We start from the raw sequence: 21,025 nt of genomic DNA, 5'->3' as shown, positions 1-21,025 counted from the left end.
TGCTCCTTCGGGGGGCAGAACGTTCTCTCAGGCGCCGCCAGGGCCGCCGCTGAGCAGGACTCTGTCGAGCTGGCTGCGCGAGCTGATGCCGAGCTTGGTGAAGACCTTGCGCAAGTGGGAATGGACGGTGCATGTGCTGATGAACAGGCGGGTGCCGATCTCCGGGTTCGACAGGCCGTCGCGGGCCATCCGGGCGATCTGAGCCTCCTGAGCAGTCAGTTCCTCGTGCCGGGCCGGGACAGCACGCCGGCCGGGGCGATGGCCGAACCGGGCCCGCTCCCGACTTCCTCGCCGGGCCCGGCCGTGCATCGACGGGCCCCACCAGGCCGCTGATTCCCACTCAGGCGGACGGATGGCGTCCGGCGACTTCCCTCCAGTCCGACCAGTCGGTACGTTCGGCGGGTCCGGATCCTTCCAGGTTCACCCGCGGATGCATGACGGAGGTCTGATGTCCCAGCTCGCGCCTGATGTGCAAGGCCATTGCGACGCGCGATTCTCGGCGGTGCGCGCCGCGTTCGAGGAGAACTTCCGCGACCGCGGTGAGCTGGGCGCGGCCGTGTCGGTCACGCTCGGCGGAGAGACCGTGGTGGACCTGTGGGGCGGCTGGGCCGACGCGGCTCGCACCCGTCCCTGGGAGCGGGAGACACTGGTCAACGTGTGGTCGACGTCGAAGGGGCCGACCTCGCTGTGCGCGCACATCCTGGCCGACCGGGGGCTGCTCGACTTCGACGCCCCGGTGGCCGCGTACTGGCCGGAGTTCGCGGCGGCGGGCAAGGAGTCCGTTCTCGTACGGCATCTGCTCTCCCACCGCGCGGGCCTGGCCGGGCTGCGCGAGCCGCATACGTTCGCTCAGCTCTGCGACTGGGAGCAGACCGTCGAGCGCCTCGCGGCGCAGGAGCCCTGGTGGGAGCCGGGGACACGGTCCGGCTACCACGCGCTGACGTTCGGGCACCTGGTCGGCGAGGTGGTGCGGAGGATCTCGGGGATGAAGCCGGGGGCTTTTCTGGAGCGCGAGGTGACCGGGCCGCTCGGGATCGACTTCACCATCGGGCTGCCGGAGAAGGAGGCCCACCGGGCGGCCGAGCTGGTGCGTTCGTCGGCCGCGCCCAGCACCGAACAGGCCGCGATCTTCGCCCAGTTGGCACCCGCGGCGCTGGCCGCCCTCACCAACCCGGTCGTCGGCGCCGCCGAGGCCAACACACCAAAGTGGCGGGCCGCCGAGATCCCGGCCGCCAACGGCCACGGCACGGCCCGTGCGGTCGCCGCGCTGTACGGAGTCTTCGCCGGGCGGGGCACGTACGGCTCCCGGCAGGTGCTCTCGCCCGAGGCCGCCGGGCGGGTGCGCGAGGGGCAGGGCAGCTGCCGTGACCTGGTGCTGGGCGCCGGGTTCGCGCGCGAGACGGAGATCGGGCTCGGACTGTGGCTGAGCGGGCCGAACCGCTCGTACGGACCCAACCCGAAGGCTTTCGGACACGACGGATTCGGCGGCTCCTGCGGCCTTGCCGACCCGGAGGCGGGTGTCTCCCTGGGGTATGTCATGAACCGCATGGGCCCGCACATCGCCGACGACCCAAGAAAGATGGCGCTCGTGGATGCCCTGTACAGCGCGCTCTGAGCGGGCTCGCGCCGCGCGGAGGGTGCGGGCCGGGCCGACGGGCGCGGGCTGAAATCGGCCGAACTGCCCAGCCGCTCTTCCCTGGTGGTTTAGACCAATGCTAGATGTGGTCGCGCAATGAGCCCGCACGGCTACGTCTTGTCACCACGCAGGAGGCGCGGACATGGCCCGCACCACCCATCCATCCGACCACGAGCCGCTCTACGCGCGGATCGCCACACAGCTGCTCGGCGAGCTGCGCGACGGTTCCATTCCGCCCGGTGAACGCCTGCCGGGAGAAAGGGAGTTGGCCCACCGGTTCGGCGTCAGCCGGGAGACCGTACGGCAGTCGCTGCAGATGCTGCGGCGCGGCGGTCTGGTCTCCACCGACCGGCGGGGCAGTCACGCGACGCTGCCCGACAGCGTCGCCGAGCACGTCCCGTCGCTCGACTTCCCCGTCGGGGCGCACAGCGGCGAACCGTGTGCCGTCCAGCGGACCACCGTGAACTGGGAGGCTCCCCCACCGGAACACGCGCAGGCCCTTGGACTCGCCCCGCGGCGGCCGACGCTGGTCCACCGCTACGAGTCGGCCGCGCCGGACGGCACCGGGCTGCGGACGGCCGTCACGTCCTTCTCCGCGGTCGCGGTGGCCGAGGTCGAGGAGCTGGCCCGCTACCGCGACCGCGCGGACGGCACCGCGTCGGCGCAACTCCAGCGGGCATACGACTGGATGCGCAAGGCGGGGCTGACCCTGCACCACCGGGACTCGATCAGCCGGCTCCCGCAGTCCGTACGGGTGACCCGGCGCGTGCACGACCAGTACGACCGGCCGCTGGAGATCACCGACCTGATGGTGGACGCCCAACAGGACGCCCTGGTCTACGAGTTCACGCTGCCGGCGGCCGGATGACCTCCCCGGAGCGGCGGACGTGCCTGCGTACGGTGGACGGGGGCCGTCGGGGACACATGGGCGCCGTTGACCACCGCCTCGTGCGTCACCGCCAGAGCCACCCCGGCCTCCTGGACTTCGTCCGCAGCTGAGGGAACGGACGGGCCCGCCCGCTCTGGGCGGCGCGGACCCGTCCGCCCTGCTCAGGGCGGCGCGGACCCGTCCGCCCTGGCCGGGGCGGACTCTTCTCAGCTTTCCTCGGCCGGCACGGAGGTGAGCCGCGTGGCACGTCGGGACCACACAGAGGACGCGAGTGAGACTGCCGTGCCGACCAGCAGCACCGTCACCACGACCCCCGCCGCGTAGCCGACCGCGTCGGTGAAGGCGACCCGTGGGTCGTGGACTTGGCCGGCGCGGTCGCCGAAACGCGAGGTCATCAGCGTGCCGAGGACGCTGGTGCCGAGGACGGCGCCGATCTGCCGGGCGGCGTTCACCGTGCCGCCCGCCTCGCCCTCGCGACCGTGCGGTACGTGGCTGACGGCGAGCGCGGTGGACGGCGCGTTGGCCAGACCGCAGCCGAGGCCGAAGACGGCGAGGGCGGCGGCGTATCCGCTGAACGTCGTGCCCGGATCGACGCGCGCGAAGAGCGTGGCCCCGACGGCCGCGAGCAGCAGTCCCACGGTGATCAGCGTGCGTGGCCCGACTCGCCGTACGAGCGCTCCCGCGAGCACCGAGGCGGCGATGAACGTGCCGAATTCCGCGAGGAGTTGGGCGCCCACCTGCAGGGCGCTCAGCCCGCGCACCCGCTGCAGCCACAGCACCTCCAGGAGGGAGAGCCCGACGAAGCCGAACAGGACGGTCGCGGCGAGCAGCAGAGAGGCCGCGTAGGACGGATCGCGCATCAGGCGGAGGTCGACCATGGGTGCTGTACGACGCAGTTCGACCACGACGAAGGTGGCGAGGAGGACGACCGCCGCGGTGGCCGCCGCGAGGGCGCGTCCGGAGCCGTAGCCGTGGTGGCCGCCGTCGATCAGCCAGAAGACCATCAGGGCCAGCCCACCGATGGCGGTCAACTGGCCTGCCCAGTCGAGGCGTTGGGGTGCCGGGTTCCGCGACTCCGGCACGAACCGGAGGGCGGCCGCCGCCCCGAGCGCGGCGACGACGAGGTTGAGCCAGAACGCGCTGTGCCAGGTCCACCAGCGCAGGGCGAGGCCCGCGGTGACGGGCCCGATGGCGAGGCCGAGTCCGGAGGTGGCCGCCCAGGCGGCGATCGCTCCGGCGCGGCGCCGGGGGTCGGGGACGGCATGGGTGATGAGCGCGAGCGAGCTGGGCGTGATGAGCGCACCGCCCAGGCCCGCGACCGCCTGTCCGGCGAGGACGGTCGCCAGGTTCCCGGCGAGGACCAGCACCACCGCGCCCGCAGCCATCGTGGCGGCCCCGGCGAGGAAGACGCGCCGCCGCCCCCACCGGTCGGCGAGCGCGCCCGCGCCCAGCACGCAGGAGGCGACCACCAGCGTGTACATGCTGGGCACCCACACCAGGTCGGCCGAGGCGATGCGCAGATCGTCCTGGACGGCGCTGAGGGTGCCGATCGTCTGGGTGGTCTGCAGGAAGACGGTGAACAGGCCCAGGCAGGCGGCGATCAGGACCGGCACGGGGCGCACCGCCTGGGCCGGGCGCCGCTCGGTCACCGGGGAGCGCAGGTCAGAGGCCATCGGACACTCCTCCGGACAGTGCCGCGTCGACCGAATGGGTGAGGCCCTCACCCACCGAGGCGTCGCCCCGGTCAGGGCTGCCGTCGCGGGAGTCGGCATCCCGCGCCTCCTGGACGACCCGGGCCTGTCTCGCGACGGCCAGCAGGCGGCCGTCCGCCGCCCAGACGGCGCTGTCGTCGACGGCCCAGCCACTGCCGGCCTGCTCGGTGCGGATCCGGACGAGGGCCCAGCCCTCCGGGGTGCCGCCGTCCAGCGCGTCGGTGAAGTGGACGGTCAGTTCGGCGGTCGGTACGGGGCGCGGGGTGCGCCAGCGCACATAGAGGGCGGGGGGCAGGACGTCGGTCAGGGTGACGACGGCGCCCGCGTCCAGGGGCCGGTCATCGGCGAACCGCACCCAGGTGACCAGTTCGGCGTCCTCGCCTCCGGCCAGTGGCAGGGAGTCGGTGGCCGGGCGTATCTCCACCTGCTTCGCGAAGGGCACCAGCTGGCCGGGCAGTTCCAGGGGCCGGCAGTCCGCCGCTCCCGGGACGTCCGGGGCGGTCTTCCCCTCGTACGACGGCCCAGGGCGGACCGGGCCGAACACCGCCGAGCCGACGAGCACCGGGCGCCCGCCCTGGGCGGCGGTGAAGGTGCAGGTCGAGGCACGGCGTCCGGCCGACGGCACCGTCACGGAGAGAGCGAGCGGGCGCGTGTCGACCGGGGAGAGGTAGTGGGTCGTCAGCGCGCGGACCGGGCCCGACCGCTCGGTGCCGACCCGGTCCTGTACGGCGGAGAGCGCGACAGCCGCGGCATGTCCGCCGTGTGCGCCGCGCCAGGACCACCACAGGGGGTCGATACGGGCCACGGCTTCACCCGTGTGGTGTGTGATGACGGATGGTGGGGCCTTCATGGTTTTCCTCGCACGGTCGGTCTTGCAGGCAGGCATGGAGCCGGTTAGTTTGAAAAACAGACTCACTATAGCCGGTGAGTTTGGAAAACAAATCAACTCAGGGACAGAGCCCTGCCTCGACGAGTGGACCTGGAGTGTCTAGACGGGCGGCGTTCCGGGGCCCCTCCTGGCCACGACCATCCGGCAGCGCGGGCTGCCGTCCCGGCGTTCGCCGAATTCGGGCAGGGCGTGGAGGTCCACCTCGAACCCGACCCCGGCCAGCTCCCGGTGTACGTCGTCGAGCCGGAACGCCCGGTAGTACATGACGAACGGCGGGCGCCAGAAGGCGTTGCGTACCCGCATCATCGTGTCGAAGCCCAGCAGGCCCCAGTACCAGGGCGAGCTCGGCCCGGGCGGCGCCATGATCGGGAACGCGAACCGCCCGCCGGGGCGGAGTACGGCGTGGACCTGGGCGAACAGGCCCGGCAGCTCTCCCGGCAGGAAGTGCCCGAAGGCACCGAAGCTCACGACCAGGTCGAACGCGGAACCGAAGGGGAGGGCGCGGGCGTCACCGCGCACCCAGTCGACGGCCGGCGGCGCCCCCGCGGGACGCGACCGCTCGGGACGGTCGACACGCGACGGCCCGGAATCGCCGGCACTCGGCCGAACGGAAACGTCGGCACACAGCCGCCCCGCATCGTCGGCACTCGGCCCAGCGCAAACGTCGGCACGCAACCGCCCCGGATCATCGACACCCGACCGCACGGATTCGGCGCCACACAACCGCTCGCGCCCGACCGCCAGCATCCCGGCACTGATGTCGACCCCGGTGACCCTCTCCCGGCACAGCCCCCGCAGCACCTCCATGCCCGCCCCCGTACCGCAGCACAGGTCGAGCCCGGCGTCGAACGGCCCGAGAGGGCGCAGCGCCCGCCCCACCGCGTCGAGGATCGAGTCCGGTGTGCGGAACGGGGTGTGGTCGAACTTCGGCGCGAGCAGGTCGTAGCCGTGCTCGACGGACGAGAGGGCCTGGACGGCCAGTTCGCGGAGGGTGGGACCTTGCGGGGAGAACATCGCCTTCAGCTTAGGGGCAGCGGGCGCCGGGTGTGCTGATCTATGGTCCCCTGCATGACTTCGTTCCGTCCCGCCCCCGCCTGGCTGGCCGACGCCGTCTTCTATCAGATCTACCCGCAGTCGTTCGCGGACTCGAACGGCGACGGCATCGGCGACTTCGACGGGATCGCCGAGCGCCTCGACCACCTCGCGTGGCTGGGCGTCAACACCGTGTGGCTCAACCCCTGCTTCGTCTCACCGTTCCGCGACGCCGGATACGACGTCTGCGACTACCTGAACGCCGCGCCCCGCTACGGGTCGAACGACGACCTCGCTAAGCTGGTGGACGAAGCGGGCCGCCGCGGCATCCGCGTCCTGCTGGACCTCGTGGCGGGTCACACCTCCGACGAACACCCGTGGTTCAAGGCCGCCGCGAACGATCCGAACGACCACCGGTACATCTGGACGTCCGAGGACCGGCCGCCCGACGGCTTCGTCCCGTCCCCCGGGACCCGTCCGGGCGCGTACCTCCCGAACTTCTTCGCCTTCCAGCCCGCGCTCAACTTCGGCTACGCGCAGGACAATCCGGCCGAACCCTGGCGCCTGCCCGTGGACGCCGAGGGCCCGCGCGCCAACCGGGCCGCCCTGCGCACGATCATGGACCACTGGCTGGGTCTCGGCCTGGCCGGCTTCCGGGTCGACATGGCCGCCTCGCTGGTGAAGGACGATCCCGGCAAGACGGAAACCGCCAAGATCTGGGCCGAGTTGCGCCACTGGCTGGACGGCGCGCATCCGGACGCGGTGCTGCTCTCGGAGTGGGGCGAGCCCGAGGTGTCCGTTCCCGCGGGCTTCCACGCCGACTTCTTCCTCCAGTTCGGCGGCCCCACCGACGGCCTCGCGCTGCGCTCGCTGTGGAGCAATGGCGAAGGCACGGTCAACGACGCCTGGGACCCGCTCGACTGCTTCTTCGACCCCAGCGGCAAGGGCTCGCCCCGCCCCTTCGTGGAGGCCTGGCACAAGGCCTCCACCACCCTCGGCGACAGCGGCTTCATCTCCCTGCCCACCGCCAACCACGACTTCTCCCGCCTCAACTGCGGCCCCCGCACGGCCGATCAGCTCCCCGCCGCCTTCGCCTTCCAGCTCACCTGGCCGACGCTTCCGGCGATCTACTACGGCGACGAGATCGGCATGCGCTACGTCCCGGGTCTGCCCGACCGGGAGGGCAGCGTGCTGGGCCCCCGCTACAACCGCGCGGGCTCCCGCACCCCGATGCAGTGGGACGACGGCCCGAACGCCGGTTTCTCCACCGCCGAGCCGGACCGCCTCTACCTCCCCGTCGACCCGTCCCCCACTCGCCCCACCGTCGCCGCCCAACGCGCCGACGAGACCTCGCTCCTCCACCTCGTACGCCGCCTCATCACCCTCCGCACGCACACCCCGGAGCTCGGCTCCCGTGGCTCGGTGGAGGTGCTGCACGCCGGCCATCCGTTGGTGCATCTGCGCGGCGGACGGTATCTGGTGGTCATCAACCCCCAGCGGGGAAAGGCGAGTTACGTCCACGAAGGCGTCGGCGCCGCGACGCCTCTTGAGGCCGACAGGGTCAAGGTGAACGGCTCCACGATCACCGCCGAGGGCTTCGCGTACGGAATCTTCGACCTCAGCCGCCAGGCCGCGTCCCGGCATCATCCAGGAACGCCGAAACCTCCTCGGTGAACGCCTCCGGCGCCGCGCTGTGGATGAGGTGTCCGACGGGAAGGGTGACGACTCGCCCGCAGGGGACGCGGCGGGCGAGTTCGGCGATGCCGTCCTGGGGCACATGGCTGCCCGGGCCGCCGGCCAGCACCAGCGTGTCGGCGGTGATCCCGCTCAGCCGCCCCAGCCACCGGGGGTCGGGCGTGTCGATCTGCCTTCTGATGGCCGGCACCACCTCCCAGTCAAAGGTGAGGTCGCCGTCCGGCCTGGCCGGGGTGGTCTTCTCGCGGGGCCGAGGAACCGGTACGTCCTCCAGGACCAGCCGGCTCACCCGCCGCGGCTGGTCCTGCGCGAGCAGGTAGGACACCACCCCGCCCATGGAGTGCCCGATCAGGTCCACCGTGCCGAGCCCCAGCCCGTCGAGGAACCGGAACACGTCGGCGCGCATGAGTTCGAGCGAGTACTCCCCCGGCCAGTCGCTCCGGCCGTGACCGCGCAGATCGAGGGCGTACACCCGTCGTCGGCGGGCGAGGGCGGGCACCACCCCGGCCCAGTCGGTGCTGTCCTCGCCCAGCGCGTGCAACAGGACGAGCGGCGGAGCGGCCTCCGGACCGGCCACCCGATAGGCGAGCCGGACCCCGCCCACGTCGACCGAACGATGATCAACCATGCGCGGAGGATATGTGACGACCGCGGAGGGCCGACGTGGCAGGTGCGGAGGATCTGCGACGACCCTGGAGGGCCGGCGTGGCAGGCGCCCCGTGCGCCCTCCGGGTCCGCAGCCCGGCGCTGTGCTGCTGCGCGGTGTTGGTGACCTGGCCAACTCGTAGAAATTGGAGGAGTCGATCGTGCTGGAGCTCGCGCCCCGTGGCATCCGTACGAACGTGATCCATCCCGGATACATCGAGACCCCTTTGATGGCGACCGCGAACCCGGTCTTCGCCCAGGCGCACCTCGCGATGTCTCCGCAGGGCCACCCGGGCACCTCCGAGGAGGTGGCGCCGCTGGTCGTGTACCTCCTCTCGGACGAGTCGTCGTACGTGAACGGCGCCGAGATCACCGTGGACGGCGGCTACTCCGCGCACGGCGGGGTGAAGGCGATCACGAACGCGCTCGACGCGTCGTGACCACGCGGTCCGGAGCCGGTCGTCCGGGCCCGCGCAGCAGGGCGAGCGCGCAGCCCAGGCCGAGCGCGGCGAGGACGGCACAGGCTGTGAACGCGGCCCGGTAGCCGGCGGTCAGGCCCGCGAGACCCGTCCCGCCGGCGTAGGACACGGCGACCGAGGTGACGACGGCGACTCCGAACGCGCCGCCGATCTGGAAGGCCGCGGTGTTGATGCCGGACGCCACGCCCGACTCGCGTTCCTCCACGCCGGTCAGCGCCGCGATCGACCCGGCGACCGCGCAGGCGCCCAGGCCGGGCCCGAAGAGCAACAGCCCGGGGAACAGGTCACGGACGAAACCGCCGTCCACCGGGACCCCGGCGAGCAACAGGCTGCCCACGCCGACCAGCGCGAGGCCGCCGGCCGCGACCGGGCGGGCGCCGACGCGGGTGACCAGGGCCTGGCCCGCGTACGAGCCGATGACGGCGGTCGCGGGCATCACCACGTTGTAGAGCCCGAACCGCAGCGGCGAGTAACCGAGCACGCCCTGCCCGTACTGAGAGAGCGTGTACGACATCCCGAAGGCGCAGCTGCCGAGCAGGAACACCACGAGGTTGCCGCCGCTCACCGACCGTGCGCGCAGCAGCCGCAGCGGCACCAGCGGCCGCGCGGACCGCGCCTCGACCCGGACGAAGAGCAGCGTCAGCACGCCGGCGACGGCGAACAGGCCGAGCGTCTGCGCGGACAGCCAGCCGGCGCGGGGTGCCTCGACGACGGCGTACACGCAGGCGACGAGGGCCGCGGTGACGGTGAGCGCGCCCGCCGGGTCGTACGAGCGGGTGCGCGCCTCGGTGCGGCTCTCGCGCAGCAGGACGGGGCTGAGGGTGAGGAGCAGCAGGGCGACCGGCACATTCAGGAAGAAGACCCACTGCCAGCCGAGTACGTCAGTGAGGGGGCCGCCGATCAGCAACGCGGCCGTGGCGCCGAAGCCGCCGCTGCCGGACCAGATGGCGAGCGCCTTGTTGCGCTCGGGGCCCTCCTCGAAGGTGTTGAGGAGGAGCGACAGGGCGGTGGGCGCCATGACGGCGGCGGACACGCCCTGGACGGCACGCGCCGCCACCAGCACGCCCGCGCTCCAGGCGAACCCGCACAGCAGCGAGGACAGCCCGAACAGCAGGGTGCCGGTCATGAAGACGCGGCGGCGGCCCAGCAGATCGGCGATCCGGCCACCGAGCAGCAGCAGACCGCCGAAGCTGAGCAGATAGGCGCTCATGACCCACTGTGCGCCGCCCGTCGAGAAGCCCAGTCCGTCCGCGATGGACGGCAGCGCGAGGACGACAATCTGCGAGTCCAGGATGACCATGAATCCGGCCAGGCAGAGCAGTGCGAGGGCGCGCCATCGGCGGGGGTCGGGGGTGGTGACGTGCAGGTCCGCGGAGGTGGTGGTGGCGGTCACGAGAGTCTCCAGGGTCGGGATCGGGTCCTTTCACCCCACCGACGAACGGCCGTTATGCCGATCGACACTCCGCGAGCCGTTTCTCCAGGAAATGCCGCTCGGCGTCGTTCTCCACCAGCGCCAGCGCCCGCGCGTACGCCTCGGCGGCCTCGGCCGTGCGCCCCATACGGCGCAGCAGGTCCGCGCGGGTGGCGGGCAGCAGGTGGTAGGCGTCCAGCGCTCCCTCCTCCTCCAGCTCCGCCACCAGGGCGAGGCCCGCCTCGGGGCCTTCGGCCATGCCCACGGCCACGGCCCGGTTCAACCGCACCACCGCGGAGGGCACGAAGCGCAGCAACTCGCCGTACAGGGCGGCGATATCGGCCCAGTCCGTGTCCTCGGCCGCGGCGGCGGTGGTGTGGCAGGCGGCGATGGCCGCCTGGATCTGGTACGGCCCCGCCCGCCCCCGGCGCAGGGCGGTCTCCAGCAGCGCCGCGCCCTCGTCGACCGCCGTCCTGTCCCAGGCCGTGCGGTCCTGGTCCTCCAGCGTCACCAGTTCACCCGCCGAGTCGACCCGGGTGCCTCGCCGGGCGTCGTGCAGCAGCAACAGTGCGAGCAGTCCGAGCACTTCGGGCTCGTCGGGCATCAGACGGGCCAGCACACGGGCGAGCCGGATCGCCTCCGCGCACAGGTTCGTGCGCACCAGATCGGCGCCGGCCGTGGCGGCGTACCCCTCGTTGAAGAGCAGGTAGAGCACGCCGAGGACGCCCGTGGTGCGTTCGGGCAGGAGGTGCGCGGGCGGTACGCGGTAGGGGATGCCCGCGTTGCGGATCTTCCGTTTGGCGCGCACCAGTCGCTGCGCCATGGTCGCCTCGGGGACGAGGAAGGCGCGGGCGATCTCGGGCGTGGTCAGCCCCGCGAGGGTGCGCAGGGTCAGCGCCACCCGGGCCTCGATGGGCAGCGCGGGGTGGCAGCAGGTGAAGAGCAGCCGCAGCCGGTCGTCCCCGAGCCCGCTGTCGTCCCCGTGTTCCGGGTCGTACGGCCCCTCGTCGCGCGCCAGCACGGCCACCTCCCGCAGCTTCTGTGCCCCCACCGTCTCCCGGCGCAGCACGTCCAGGGCGCGGTTGCGCGCGGTCGTGGTCAGCCAGGCGCCGGGGCGGCGCGGCACACCGTCGCGCCGCCACCGTTCCAGGGCCTGCGCGAAGGCGTCCTGCGCGCACTCCTCGGCGAGGTCCCAGTCGCCGGTCACCCGGATCAGGGTGGCGACGACCTGGCCCCACTCCTCGCGGAAGGCGGCGGCGACCGCCGCCTCCACCGCGTCGTTCACTCCCAGACCGGCCGCACCTCCACCGAGCCGCCGCCCAGCGCCGCCGGGTGCCGGGACGCGAGCGCGATGGCCTCGTCGAGGTCGGCGACCTCGATGATGTCGAGGCCCGCGACGTACTCCTTGGACTCCACGAACGGACCGTCGCTGAGCAGGACTTCGTCGCCCTGGACGCGGACGGTGGTGGCGTCGGTGGACGGCCGCAGCCGCGCGCCGCCCTTGACGATGTCGCGGGCGCGCACCTCTTCGATGTACGAGGTGAAGCGGGGGTCGTCGGCGATCTCCTCGGGGCTGAGCTCCTCGCCGCCCACGGGGGTGCAGATGAACAGGACGTACTTCATGACCGGTCCTCCTCGTCTCCCGCGATTCCGGCGTCGAACGGGACCGACGCGTGCTCGTGGGCGATCAGCCAACGGTCGCCCACGGCACGGTAGCCGGTGGTCACCCGCGCCGTGCTGTCCAGCGGCTCGCCCGAAGTGAACGTGCCGCGGATCCGGACGAGCCCGTGGCTGAACGCGACGCTCTCGTCGACGCGGAGCCGGAATGCGAGCACCTCGCGCCGTACGGGCCCGGTGACGGTGGAGAGGAACCACTCCTGGGCCTTGCGGAGGGCGTCGATCCCCTGCTCCTCCAGACCGCTCATCGGGTGGAACACCTCCGTGTCGGCCGTGTAGCAGGCCAGCCTCCGGTCGATGTCCCGCTCGCGCAGCGCCTCGGTCAGCTCGTCGTCGAGCCGGCGGATCTCCCCCTGGGCGTCCTCGTCCTCCCAGAACGCGCGCACCTCCATGGCTCCGACGGACGCCACGGGATGCTTGGCGGCCGCCTCGATCGCCTCCTCCATGGTGGCGCACTCGAGGATGTCGTAACCGGCGACGTACTCCTTGGTCTCCGCGAACGGGCCGTCGGTGCGCAGCACCTCACCGTCGCGCACCCGTACGGTGACCGCGTCGGCGGGCAGCCGCAGCCGGTGGCCGTGCAGCCGTACGCCGCGTTCGACGCCCAGCTCCTCGACCCAGGGTTCGACGGGTGCCATGCCCGAGGAGTCGGCGGTGTCGTCACCGCAGACCAGCAGCATGTACTTCATGGTTCCTCCCGGTGCTCATGAGCTTCCTACACCCCACCGACGAACGAGCGGGCGGCGAATCGACACCCTGCCCTGATTCTTTTGCGTACGGCCGGACAGGCGAGGGAGCCGAGGCGCGGGCCCCGGCTCCTGTTCCGGCTCCGCTCCTCCCGCCCTCCCGTACCACTGACGTCGGGGTCGGCTCAGGGCCATCGCGGTGTCGTATGGGTGGAATGCGCGGGGTCAGCGACGGGACTTCGGGCACCCCGTGGGGTCAGCCGCGTGAGGTTCCCGGCCGCACCGGGAGCGCCCGCACGCTGTTGCCCACGAAGCTGGAGTGACGGGAGAGTTCCGCCTCGGGCCCGGCGAGGTCGAGGTCGGGGAAGCGGGTGAACAGCCGCTCCAGGGCGATGGTGGCCTCCAGGCGCGCCAGCGGGGCACCTAGGCAGTAGTGGGCGCCGTACCCGAGCGAGAGATGCCGGACGGCACCGGGCCGGCCCGGGCGGGTGACGTCGAAGCGGTCGGCGTCGGGTCCGTGCGCGGCCGGGTCGCGCCCCGCGGCCGAGTAGCCGGCGAGCACCGGCGTGCCCTGGGGGATGACGGTCCCGTCGACGGTCATGTCCCGTACCGGATAGCGGAACGGGAAGTAGCTGACGGGCGCGTCCCAGCGCAACGTCTCCTCGACGACGTCCGCCCAGCTCGCGTCGCCCTTCGTGACCAGGTCCAGCTGGTCACGGTGGCCGCACAACGCCCGTACGGCGTTGGTGATGAGGTTCAGCGTGGTCTCGTGCCCGGCGATGATCATCAGCACCAGGGTGCCGATGAGTTCCTCCTGGCCGAGCCGGTCGCCCTCCTCGTCCCGGGCGGCGATCAGGGCGCTGGTGAGATCGTCGCCGGGTGCCGCGGCCCGCCGGGCGGCCACGGTGGCGAGGACGGCCACGAGCTCTCGGTTCGCGGCGACGGCCTGCTCCGGGCCGATGTCCGTGGCCACCACCTGGTTCGACAGATGGTGCAGTCGGTCGCGGTATTCGGCGTCGACCCCGAGCAATTCGCAGATGACGCCCATCGGCAGCGGCAGCGCGAAGTGCCCGCGCAGATCGGCGACTCCCCCACCGTCCCGCGCCGCACGGTGCAGGGCGTCGAGCAGGACGGCCGTCAACTCCTCCACACGCGGCCGCAGTTCCTCGACGCGCCGCGCGGTGAACGCCCTGCTCACCAGCGAACGCAGCCGCCGGTGGTCCTCTCCGTCCGCGGTCGTCATCCCCCGCACGGTGGCGAAGGTCAGCAACGGCCACCCGGCCGTGATCCGCCCCTCCCGCAGAGCGGTGAAGTGCGCCGCCCCCTTGGCGACTTCAGGGTGTGCGAGGAACTCCCTGAGCGCGTCGTGCCCGAGCACCGCCATGCCCGCCACCTCACCGGGCAGCACCACCGAAGTGACGGCGCCCCGCGCGAGCAGCCGCGCGTTGTCCGCGTGCGGGCAGCCGCCCGCGGGGTCCATGCGGTGCGGCGCGGCGGGTGACGTGTCCACCGGGTGCTCCTTACGGGGATGCGGACTTGGGCTGTAGTCCGACTGGCTTGCGGAGACGACGGATTGAACCGTACGACGTTCGATTCTGCCCGCTCACCACACCGTACGCAGCGGCACCGCGAGCCAATGCCGGGCGCATCTTTTGAGCAATGGCAGGAAGGTGGCAGCACGGCCTCCGGCGGCAGCCGCGTCGCCGGCGCCGTACATGGGTGTTGCTCGCATGAGTTTCTTCCGGTTCTCGGCCGTTCGACGAGGAATTGACCGGGCGTCGGTCGTTCAGTACCGGCCGCCCTGCGGCGCGGGCAGGGCGTCCAGCGCTGCCAGGTCCGCGGCGCTCAGCTGGACGTCGGCCGCGCCCGCGTTGTCGGCGAGGTACTTCGGGGTCTTTGTCCCGGGGATGGGAATGACGAACCGCCCCTGGGCGACCACCCACGCCAGCGCCACCTGTGCCGCAGTGGCCTCCGCCCGTTCGGCGATCTCCCGCACCCGGCCGACGATGGCCAGGTTCGCGCGCAGCGCGTCCTGCTGGAAGCGCGGCAGCCTGCGCCGGAAGTCGTCCTCGGGCAGGTCGTCGAAGGACGTGAACCGTCCGGCGAGGAAGCCCCGGCCCAGGGGTGAGAAGGGCAGGAAGGCGATGCCCTCCTGCTCGCAGTACGGCAAGACCTCGTCCAGTGCGTCCCGGGTCCACAGCGACATCTCGGACTGCACGGACGCCACCGGGTGCACCGCCTGTGCCCGCTCGATCTGCTCGACGGTCACCTCGGACAGGCCGATGAACCGCGCCTTGCCCGCGGCCACCACCTCCGCCATGGCGCCCCAGGTCTCCTCGAGCGGTACCTCGGGGTCGACGCGGTGGAGCTGGTAGAGGTCCACGTGATCGGTGCCGAGCCGGCGCAGGCTCTCGTCGATCGACTGCCGGACGTGCTCGGGGCGGCCGTTGTTGACGATGAGCGGCGAGTTGTCGGGACCGCCGGTCGGGTCGGCGACATACAGGCCCACCTTGGTGGCGAGGAGCGCCCGCTCGCGTCGGCCGCCGGCGAGCGCCCGGCCCACCAACTCCTCGTTGGTGTACGGCCCGTACACGTCGGCGGTGTCGATGAGCGTGGAGCCGAGGTCGAGGGCCTGGTGGATCACGGAGACGGAGGTGGCGTCGTCCCGTGGGGCCTTCATCTCGTAGGCGAAGGTCATGCCCATGCAGCCCAGGCCGATGACGCCGGTCTCGGGGCCCTTGCTGCCCAGGGTGGTGGTACGCATGTGTTCGTGCCTTTCGGGTTCGTGGCTCAGCGGGTGCTGCTGCGCGGTGCGCGGTACTCGGCGTCGTCGACCTTCTCCAGCCAGGTGGTCTCGGGGCTGCCGTCGCCCTTGCCCTCCCACATCGCGAGGTGCTCCATGAAGCGGTCGGGGGCTGCGCCGTGCCAGTGCTCCTCGCCCGGCGGGGTGTGGATCGTGTCGCCGGGGTGCGCCTCGATGACCGTGCCGTCGCGCGTGCCGATCAGCGCGATTCCGGACACGATGTGCAGGGTCTGGCCGAGCGCGTGCGCGTGCCAGTCGGTTCGGGCGCACGGCGCGAAGCGGACCAGGTTCACGCGCATCCGGGACGGCTCCTGGCCCGCGTGGACGACGTCCCACCACACGTCACCGGTGAACCAGTCGGCCGGGGCCTTGCTGGTGGGCTGCTGCTTCAGGATCTCCAACGTTCTTCTCCTCGCGCTGATCGTGCTGCTGGTGCTGGCCGTGCGGGTCGAGCGGGTCGAGCGGGTCGAGCTGATCGTGCTGGCCCAGCTGACCCAACTGACCCAACTGACCCAACTGACGATGCTCGGCGCACCGGGACGCCGTGCGGTCTTCCCGGGGCAGTCGTGTTCGATCATGCCCATGTGGTCCTTGCCGAGGCGATCGCCGACGGCCCGGCCGGAGTGAGCCGGTCGAGCCGATGGAGCACGGCGGCGGACAGCTCGATGCCGTCGGCGGCGACGTTCTCCTCCAGGTGGGAGACGCGCCGGGTACCGGGGATCGGAGCGATGTCGTCGCCCTGCGCCACCAGCCAGGCCAGGCACAGCTGCCCCGGAGTGATGCCGACCTCGTCGGCCATGGCCTTCACCTCGTCGGCGACGCGCGGATTCTGCTGGAAGTACTCGGGGTCGTTGAAGCGCGGCATGGTCGCGCGCGGGTCGACCTCGGTGTCGAACCAGTCCGTCGTACGGAATCCGCCGGCCAGGAAGCCGCGGCCCAGCGGCGCCACGGCACGAAGCCGATGCCCAACTCACGCGTCACCGGCAGGATCTCCCGCTCCGGCTCCCGGAACCACAGGGAATACTCCGTCTGGAGGCCGCTGTCGAGCGCGCCCTCCGGGGGCCCGAGTACGACACGAAGCCGAACTTCGACGCCGGCACCATCCCGTCACGGCGGCCCTTCAGCGCCTTGCCGAGCAGTTCCTCGTCCTCGGTGTTCGCGCCGGTGCAGAGGGCCTTGATCGGCATGGCGCCCATGCCGATCCGGCTGACGTCCAGCTGTCCCGGTTCGATGTGCTGCATGGTGGTGCTCCGTCTGGTTCTCGGGTCCCCTCGGACACGTGGCGCCCTGCGCCGGAGGTGATCTCCAACGACGTCAACCCTCCCCGACGGAACCTCCGCGTGGCAGACCGCGCGGTGCCGGGGAGCCGTGTTCCGGGGAGCCGTGTTCCGGGGTGTGACAGGGCCCCTCAAGCGCCTGTCGCCCAGGTCACGGCCTTGCCACACTCGATGGCATGACGAGCGAGCCGGACAACGGCACCGAGCTCGGGCGCTACCTGCGCGCCCGCCGGGCCCGGGTGACCCCCACCGAGGTCGGCCTGACGGCCGGCACCGGCCTGCGCCGCACACCGGGGCTCCGCCGTGAGGAACTGGCCACCCTCGCCGGGATCAGCATCGACTACTACACCCGCCTGGAACGGGGCAGGGAGACCCGCCCCGGCCCAGCCGTCGTCGACGCCCTCGCCCGCGCCCTCCTGCTGGAGGAGGACGAGCACGAGCACCTGCGCGACCTGGCCGCCCGCGCCTCCCTCCCCCAAGCTCTCGGCTCCGCCCGAGCAGGGGGTACCCCCATCGCGCCCGAACCGCCGACTGTGCCCCGGCCGGACCGTACGGCCCGGCGTGAAACTGCTGCTGGAGAGACTGCGGCCGTATCCCGCGCACGTAGTCAGCCGCACCGACGACCTGCTCGCCTGCAACCCGGGCGGGCTGCGTCTGCTGGCCGGGCTGGAGGACTGGCCTGCCACGCAGCGCAACATCGCGCGCTTTGTCTTCCTGCACCCGGCGGCCCGCGAGCTGTTCCACGACTGGGGCACCAGATCCGCGGCTGCGTCGCCCGCCTGCGCGCCCTGGCCGGCACCGACCCCGACGCGCCCGGCCTGACCCGGCTCGCCGGTGAACTGCTGCTCAAGAGCCCGGAGTTCGCCCGCCTGTGGGAGCGGTACGACGCGCTGGGCAGCACCCACGGACGCAAGACCTTCCACCACCCCGAGGTCGGCGACCTCACCCTCGGCTACCAGGCCATGGAACTGGAGGGCACCCCCAGCCACCGCCTGATCACGTACTACGCCGAACCCGGCACCCCGGCGTACGACGCGCTGCTCCTCCTCGACCTGCTCGCCTCCCAGTCCTCCACGGACAGGAGCGGGACGACGGCCGCGCCACCGGACGCCACGCCGAGCGGGACCGCGTCCTCGTCGCCCTGATGCCGTCGCCCGGTATCGCGGCGCACACCGACGACAGACGGCTATGAGTCCAGGTCGTCCGCGAAGTGCCGGAACCCGTGTCGGTCCTGGTGGAGGTCCCACAGCGTCCCCGCGAGAACCCCCGGATCCTTCCTCCGGTGTCCTGGGATGATCGCGCCCGGGATGATCAGCTGGGCGACATGGATGCCGTCGGCGGCGAGTGTGTCGTGCAGCAGATGGCCGTACGCGCTCTCGGCGGCGAAGGCGATCGACGTGCCGGCGCGGTCGGGATGCGGGACCACGGCGGTGCCGCCGTTGACGAAGAGGATGGTGCCGCGGCCGAGAGCGCGCATGCCGGGCAGCACCTGCTGCACGGCGGCGACGGGACCGTACACGGAGAACTCGATCGGGCCGGTGAGGTCGTCCGGGGTGGTCTCCAGGACCGGCCGCATGAAGTCACGGTGCGGGATCGGGCTGTACTGCAGAACCTCGATCGGGCCCAGGGTCGCGGTCGCCGCGTCCAGGGCGGCCCCGAGGGCCTGCGGGTCCCGTACGTCAGCGGCGAAGCCGCGCGCCGTGATGCCCTCTCGGGCCAGGTCGGCGGCGAGTTCCTCCGTCCGCTCCTGGGTGCGCGCGACGAGCGCTACGTCGAAGCCCTCGCCGCCGAACCGCCGTGCGACGGCGGCTCCGAGCCCGGGTCCCGCTCCGATGATGGCGATGGTGGTCATGGTCCTGGCTTTCTTGGATGGCCCGATGGTCCTGGAGCTGTCGGTGGTCCTCGTGGTTCCAGCGTGGAGGAATCGACGACGAAGGGGTACCGCCCGTCGGAGGCAGTACACGTTCGTACACCTCAATGATCTGCTCCGAGGGGACGACTGTCAGCGAAGCGGCCGGCGAAGCGGCCGACGGCCGCCTTCCACCACCGCGACGGCCAGGGCGCCACCGAGCCGGTGGCAGCCCGCCGTGCCGGGGAGCCCGGTGGTACCCCGCCGTGTCAGAGAGCCCCGTGGCACCCCGCCGTGCCAGGGAGCCGTGTTCCGGGGTGTGACAGGGCCCCCACATCGCTGTCGCGCAGGTCACCGGGGCCTTCACACTGGAGGACATGGCACGTGAGCAGCAGACGGGCGGCAACGGCGGCAGCGAGCTGGGGCGGTTCCTGCGGGCCCGCCGCGCCCGGGTGACCCCCGCCGAGGTCGGCCTTCCGCAGGGCCCCGGGCTGCGCCGCACCCCCGGCCTGCGCCGTGAGGAGCTGGCCACCCTCGCCGGGGTGAGCATCGACTACTACTCGCGCCTCGAACGAGGCAGGGAGAAGAACCCCAGTCCGTCCGTCGTCGACGCCCTCGCCGCCGTCCTCCGCCTGGAGGGGGACGAGCGCGAGCACCTGCGCGTCCTCGCCGCACGCGCCGCACGCTCCACGCCCGAGCCGTCGGCCGCCCCCAGCCGGACCGTGGCACCCGGCGTCCAGCTGCTGCTGGAGAGCATGCGGCCCTACCCCGCCCATGTGGTCAGCCGCACGATGGAGGTGCTCGCCTCGAATCCGGGCGGACTGCGGCTGATGGCCGGCATGGAGGACTGGCCGGCCGGGCAGCGCAACGTCGTGGGCTATGTCTTCCTCCACCCCACGGCACGCACGCTCCTCGACGACTGGGAGAACCAGATCCGCGGCTGCGTCGCCCGCCTGCGCACCCTGGCCGGCACCGACCCCGACGCGCCCGACCTCACCGGCCTCGTCGACGAACTCCTGCTCAAGAGCCCGGACTTCGCGCGACTGTTGCTCGACGCGACCGCGGGCGCCCGGCCGTCGAAGGGAGCGACGCTCGGAACGAGCCCGTGACGCCGCGCCACCGGGACCCTGCCCCGGCTTCAGGCCGCGTGAGAGGTTCCTTCTCTGCGTTCCGCAGATCTGTCCACCGATCACCGGTCGCGCACGGTTGGATGGCCCCATGACCGACGAGCACGAGCACGAGCGGATGATGCGGGCCAACCAGGCCAACTGGGACGCCCGCACCCCCGTCCACCTCGCCAGCCGGTTCTACGGGCTGGACGGAAAGCTCGACCCGTCCCGCTGGTTCGCCGCCTTCGAATGGGAGGACCTCGGCGAGCTGGCGGGCCTCGACATGCTCCACCTCCAATGTCACCTCGGCACCGAGACGATCGCCTTCGCCGAGCGCGGCGCACGCGCGGTCGGGCTCGACATCTCCGAGGCGTCCGTGGCGGCCGCCACCGACATCGCGGCCCGGGCGGGCGCCGACGTCTCGTACGTACGGGCCAATGTGTACGACGCCGTCGAGGCCCTGGACGGGCGGCAGTTCGACGTGATCTACACCGGCAAGGGCGCCCTGTGCTATCTGCCCGACCTGGAGCGCTGGGCCGCCGTCATCGCTCGACTCCTGCGCCCGGAGGGGCGGTTGTACATCGCCGAGTTCCATCCCCTGCTCAACTCGCTGGGCCCCAAGCCCGCCGAAGGCGAGGGCGAGGAACTGCTGTTGCGCCACGACTACTTGGGCGGCCGGGACGCCGTCCACCGGGACGCGACGTACACCTACACGGACGGTCCCGCCGTGCGGGGCGCGACCGACAGTTATGAGTGGATGCACGGGCTGGACGACGTCATCAACGCCCTGATCGGGGCGGATCTGCGCATTCGGCGACTGCGGGAGAGCGACGAACTGCCCTGGCCCCGATGGCCGCAGATGACCCGCACCCCGTCCGGATGGTGGCGCCTGCCGCAGAACGAGCCGCGCATCCCCCTGCTGTACGGCCTGCTCGCGAGCCGCTGAGACGCACATCACGGCCGGCGCCGGGCGACGGGTGGTACAGTGCTGTCAGCACTTGTGTACGCCCCGTCCCGGGCGCCGGTGCCGTTTCCACCTCATCTCGCTGACACGCCCGTCGCTCGTGGACCGGCGGACCAGCTTCTCGTCACCACCTCCTGACCACGGCCACGGGCAGTTCGTTCCGTCCGCCGTACCCGAGGTGATGTCTCCCCGCCGCACCGAGGCGTGAGCACGCCGCCTCCCCCGGCACACCCCCCTCCCTTCCTCATGACCTCATGCATCCGTCCTGGAAA

Annotated in this window: 18 protein-coding genes and 3 pseudogenes; 7 read left to right on the top strand and 14 right to left on the bottom strand. The window is 72.2% G+C overall.

Annotated elements, in window-relative coordinates; genetic code table 11:
- Positions 1-27: 27 nt before the first annotated feature.
- A complete protein-coding gene (locus ACFVXA_RS00800; protein WP_390023310.1) occupies positions 28-309 on the bottom strand; it encodes a helix-turn-helix transcriptional regulator in 282 nt (93 codons plus the stop codon).
- Positions 310-448: 139 nt separating this feature from the next.
- Here ACFVXA_RS00800 and ACFVXA_RS00795 point away from each other — a divergent pair, with 139 nt between their 5' ends.
- Positions 449-1,615 carry a serine hydrolase domain-containing protein gene (locus ACFVXA_RS00795; protein ID WP_390023308.1) on the top strand — a complete coding sequence of 389 codons (1,167 nt, stop codon included), beginning with the start codon at positions 449-451 and terminating at the stop codon, positions 1,613-1,615.
- A gap of 163 nt (positions 1,616-1,778) precedes the next feature.
- The gene (locus ACFVXA_RS00790) at positions 1,779-2,504 is read left to right on the top strand and encodes a GntR family transcriptional regulator (protein WP_362019089.1); all 726 of its coding nucleotides are present in this window, start codon (positions 1,779-1,781) and stop codon (positions 2,502-2,504) included.
- A gap of 227 nt (positions 2,505-2,731) precedes the next feature.
- On the opposite strand, the gene ACFVXA_RS00785 is transcribed toward ACFVXA_RS00790, so the two are convergent.
- From ACFVXA_RS00785 to ACFVXA_RS00775, 3 genes are all read right to left on the bottom strand, one after another.
- On the bottom strand, positions 2,732-4,198 hold the full coding sequence (locus tag ACFVXA_RS00785) for an MFS transporter (RefSeq protein ID WP_390023306.1): 1,467 nt from the start codon (positions 4,196-4,198) through the stop codon (positions 2,732-2,734).
- Positions 4,188-5,087: an acyl-CoA thioesterase gene (locus ACFVXA_RS00780; RefSeq protein ID WP_389754272.1), complete on the bottom strand. Its 900-nt coding sequence runs from the start codon at positions 5,085-5,087 to the stop codon at positions 4,188-4,190. Before ACFVXA_RS00780 ends, ACFVXA_RS00785 begins: the two co-directional genes overlap by 11 nt.
- Positions 5,088-5,225: 138 nt before the next feature.
- Positions 5,226-6,140, bottom strand: coding sequence for a class I SAM-dependent methyltransferase (locus ACFVXA_RS00775; protein WP_390023303.1), 915 nt, complete (start codon positions 6,138-6,140; stop codon positions 5,226-5,228).
- Between the two features lie 54 nt (positions 6,141-6,194).
- Here ACFVXA_RS00775 and ACFVXA_RS00770 point away from each other — a divergent pair, with 54 nt between their 5' ends.
- Entirely contained in the window at positions 6,195-7,832 is a 1,638-nt protein-coding gene (locus ACFVXA_RS00770) for an alpha-amylase family glycosyl hydrolase (RefSeq protein WP_389464299.1), read from the top strand.
- On the opposite strand, the gene ACFVXA_RS00765 is transcribed toward ACFVXA_RS00770, so the two are convergent.
- The gene (locus ACFVXA_RS00765; protein ID WP_383903058.1) at positions 7,777-8,481 is read right to left on the bottom strand and encodes an alpha/beta fold hydrolase; all 705 of its coding nucleotides are present in this window, start codon (positions 8,479-8,481) and stop codon (positions 7,777-7,779) included. The genes ACFVXA_RS00770 and ACFVXA_RS00765 overlap by 56 nt on opposite strands.
- 178 nt (positions 8,482-8,659) lie before the next feature.
- Between ACFVXA_RS00765 and ACFVXA_RS00760 the strand changes: the two genes are divergently transcribed.
- On the top strand, positions 8,660-8,938 hold the full coding sequence (locus tag ACFVXA_RS00760; RefSeq protein ID WP_362019071.1) for an SDR family oxidoreductase: 279 nt from the start codon (positions 8,660-8,662) through the stop codon (positions 8,936-8,938).
- On the opposite strand, the gene ACFVXA_RS00755 is transcribed toward ACFVXA_RS00760, so the two are convergent.
- The 8 genes and pseudogenes from ACFVXA_RS00755 to ACFVXA_RS00720 form a co-directional block, all read right to left on the bottom strand.
- Complete coding sequence (locus ACFVXA_RS00755) at positions 8,913-10,370, bottom strand: MFS transporter (protein ID WP_390023301.1); 1,458 nt, start codon at positions 10,368-10,370, stop codon at positions 8,913-8,915. The two genes, ACFVXA_RS00760 and ACFVXA_RS00755, sit on opposite strands and share 26 nt — an antisense overlap.
- A gap of 52 nt (positions 10,371-10,422) precedes the next feature.
- Entirely contained in the window at positions 10,423-11,679 is a 1,257-nt protein-coding gene (locus tag ACFVXA_RS00750) for an RNA polymerase sigma factor (protein WP_390023526.1), read from the bottom strand.
- Positions 11,670-12,011 carry a YciI family protein gene (locus ACFVXA_RS00745; RefSeq protein ID WP_362019065.1) on the bottom strand — a complete coding sequence of 114 codons (342 nt, stop codon included), beginning with the start codon at positions 12,009-12,011 and terminating at the stop codon, positions 11,670-11,672. The genes ACFVXA_RS00750 and ACFVXA_RS00745 overlap by 10 nt, the downstream gene beginning before the upstream one ends.
- Positions 12,008-12,754, bottom strand: coding sequence for a nuclear transport factor 2 family protein (locus ACFVXA_RS00740; RefSeq protein WP_390023298.1), 747 nt, complete (start codon positions 12,752-12,754; stop codon positions 12,008-12,010). Before ACFVXA_RS00740 ends, ACFVXA_RS00745 begins: the two co-directional genes overlap by 4 nt.
- Positions 12,755-13,007: 253 nt before the next feature.
- On the bottom strand, positions 13,008-14,231 hold the full coding sequence (locus ACFVXA_RS00735) for a cytochrome P450 (RefSeq protein ID WP_390023524.1): 1,224 nt from the start codon (positions 14,229-14,231) through the stop codon (positions 13,008-13,010).
- A 306-nt stretch (positions 14,232-14,537) separates the two neighbouring features.
- Positions 14,538-15,515, bottom strand: a complete 978-nt coding sequence (locus ACFVXA_RS00730; protein ID WP_362019056.1) for an aldo/keto reductase — start codon at positions 15,513-15,515, stop codon at positions 14,538-14,540.
- 26 nt (positions 15,516-15,541) lie between these two features.
- Positions 15,542-15,955, bottom strand: coding sequence for a cupin domain-containing protein (locus ACFVXA_RS00725; protein ID WP_362019764.1), 414 nt, complete (start codon positions 15,953-15,955; stop codon positions 15,542-15,544).
- Between the two features lie 173 nt (positions 15,956-16,128).
- Positions 16,129-16,795, bottom strand: a pseudogene (locus tag ACFVXA_RS00720) (aldo/keto reductase).
- A gap of 212 nt (positions 16,796-17,007) precedes the next feature.
- Here ACFVXA_RS00720 and ACFVXA_RS00715 point away from each other — a divergent pair.
- Positions 17,008-17,976 (top strand): annotated as a pseudogene (locus ACFVXA_RS00715) (helix-turn-helix transcriptional regulator).
- A 41-nt stretch (positions 17,977-18,017) separates the two neighbouring features.
- On the opposite strand, the gene ACFVXA_RS00710 reads toward ACFVXA_RS00715, so the two are convergent.
- Positions 18,018-18,683, bottom strand: coding sequence for an SDR family NAD(P)-dependent oxidoreductase (locus ACFVXA_RS00710; RefSeq protein ID WP_383903040.1), 666 nt, complete (start codon positions 18,681-18,683; stop codon positions 18,018-18,020).
- A gap of 374 nt (positions 18,684-19,057) precedes the next feature.
- On the opposite strand from ACFVXA_RS00710, the pseudogene ACFVXA_RS00705 reads away from it, so the two are divergent.
- Positions 19,058-19,753 (top strand): annotated as a pseudogene (locus ACFVXA_RS00705) (helix-turn-helix transcriptional regulator); the annotation flags it as partial.
- 145 nt (positions 19,754-19,898) lie between these two features.
- Positions 19,899-20,735 carry a class I SAM-dependent methyltransferase gene (locus ACFVXA_RS00700; protein ID WP_362019044.1) on the top strand — a complete coding sequence of 279 codons (837 nt, stop codon included), beginning with the start codon at positions 19,899-19,901 and terminating at the stop codon, positions 20,733-20,735.
- Positions 20,736-21,025 lie beyond the last annotated feature (290 nt).

Origin of the sequence: Streptomyces sp. NPDC058246 (assembly GCF_042881985.1) — a bacterium.
Classification (GTDB): domain Bacteria; phylum Actinomycetota; class Actinomycetes; order Streptomycetales; family Streptomycetaceae; genus Streptomyces.
Note: the sequence above shows the minus strand (reverse complement) of the source record. Positions and strands in the feature narration are given on the sequence as shown.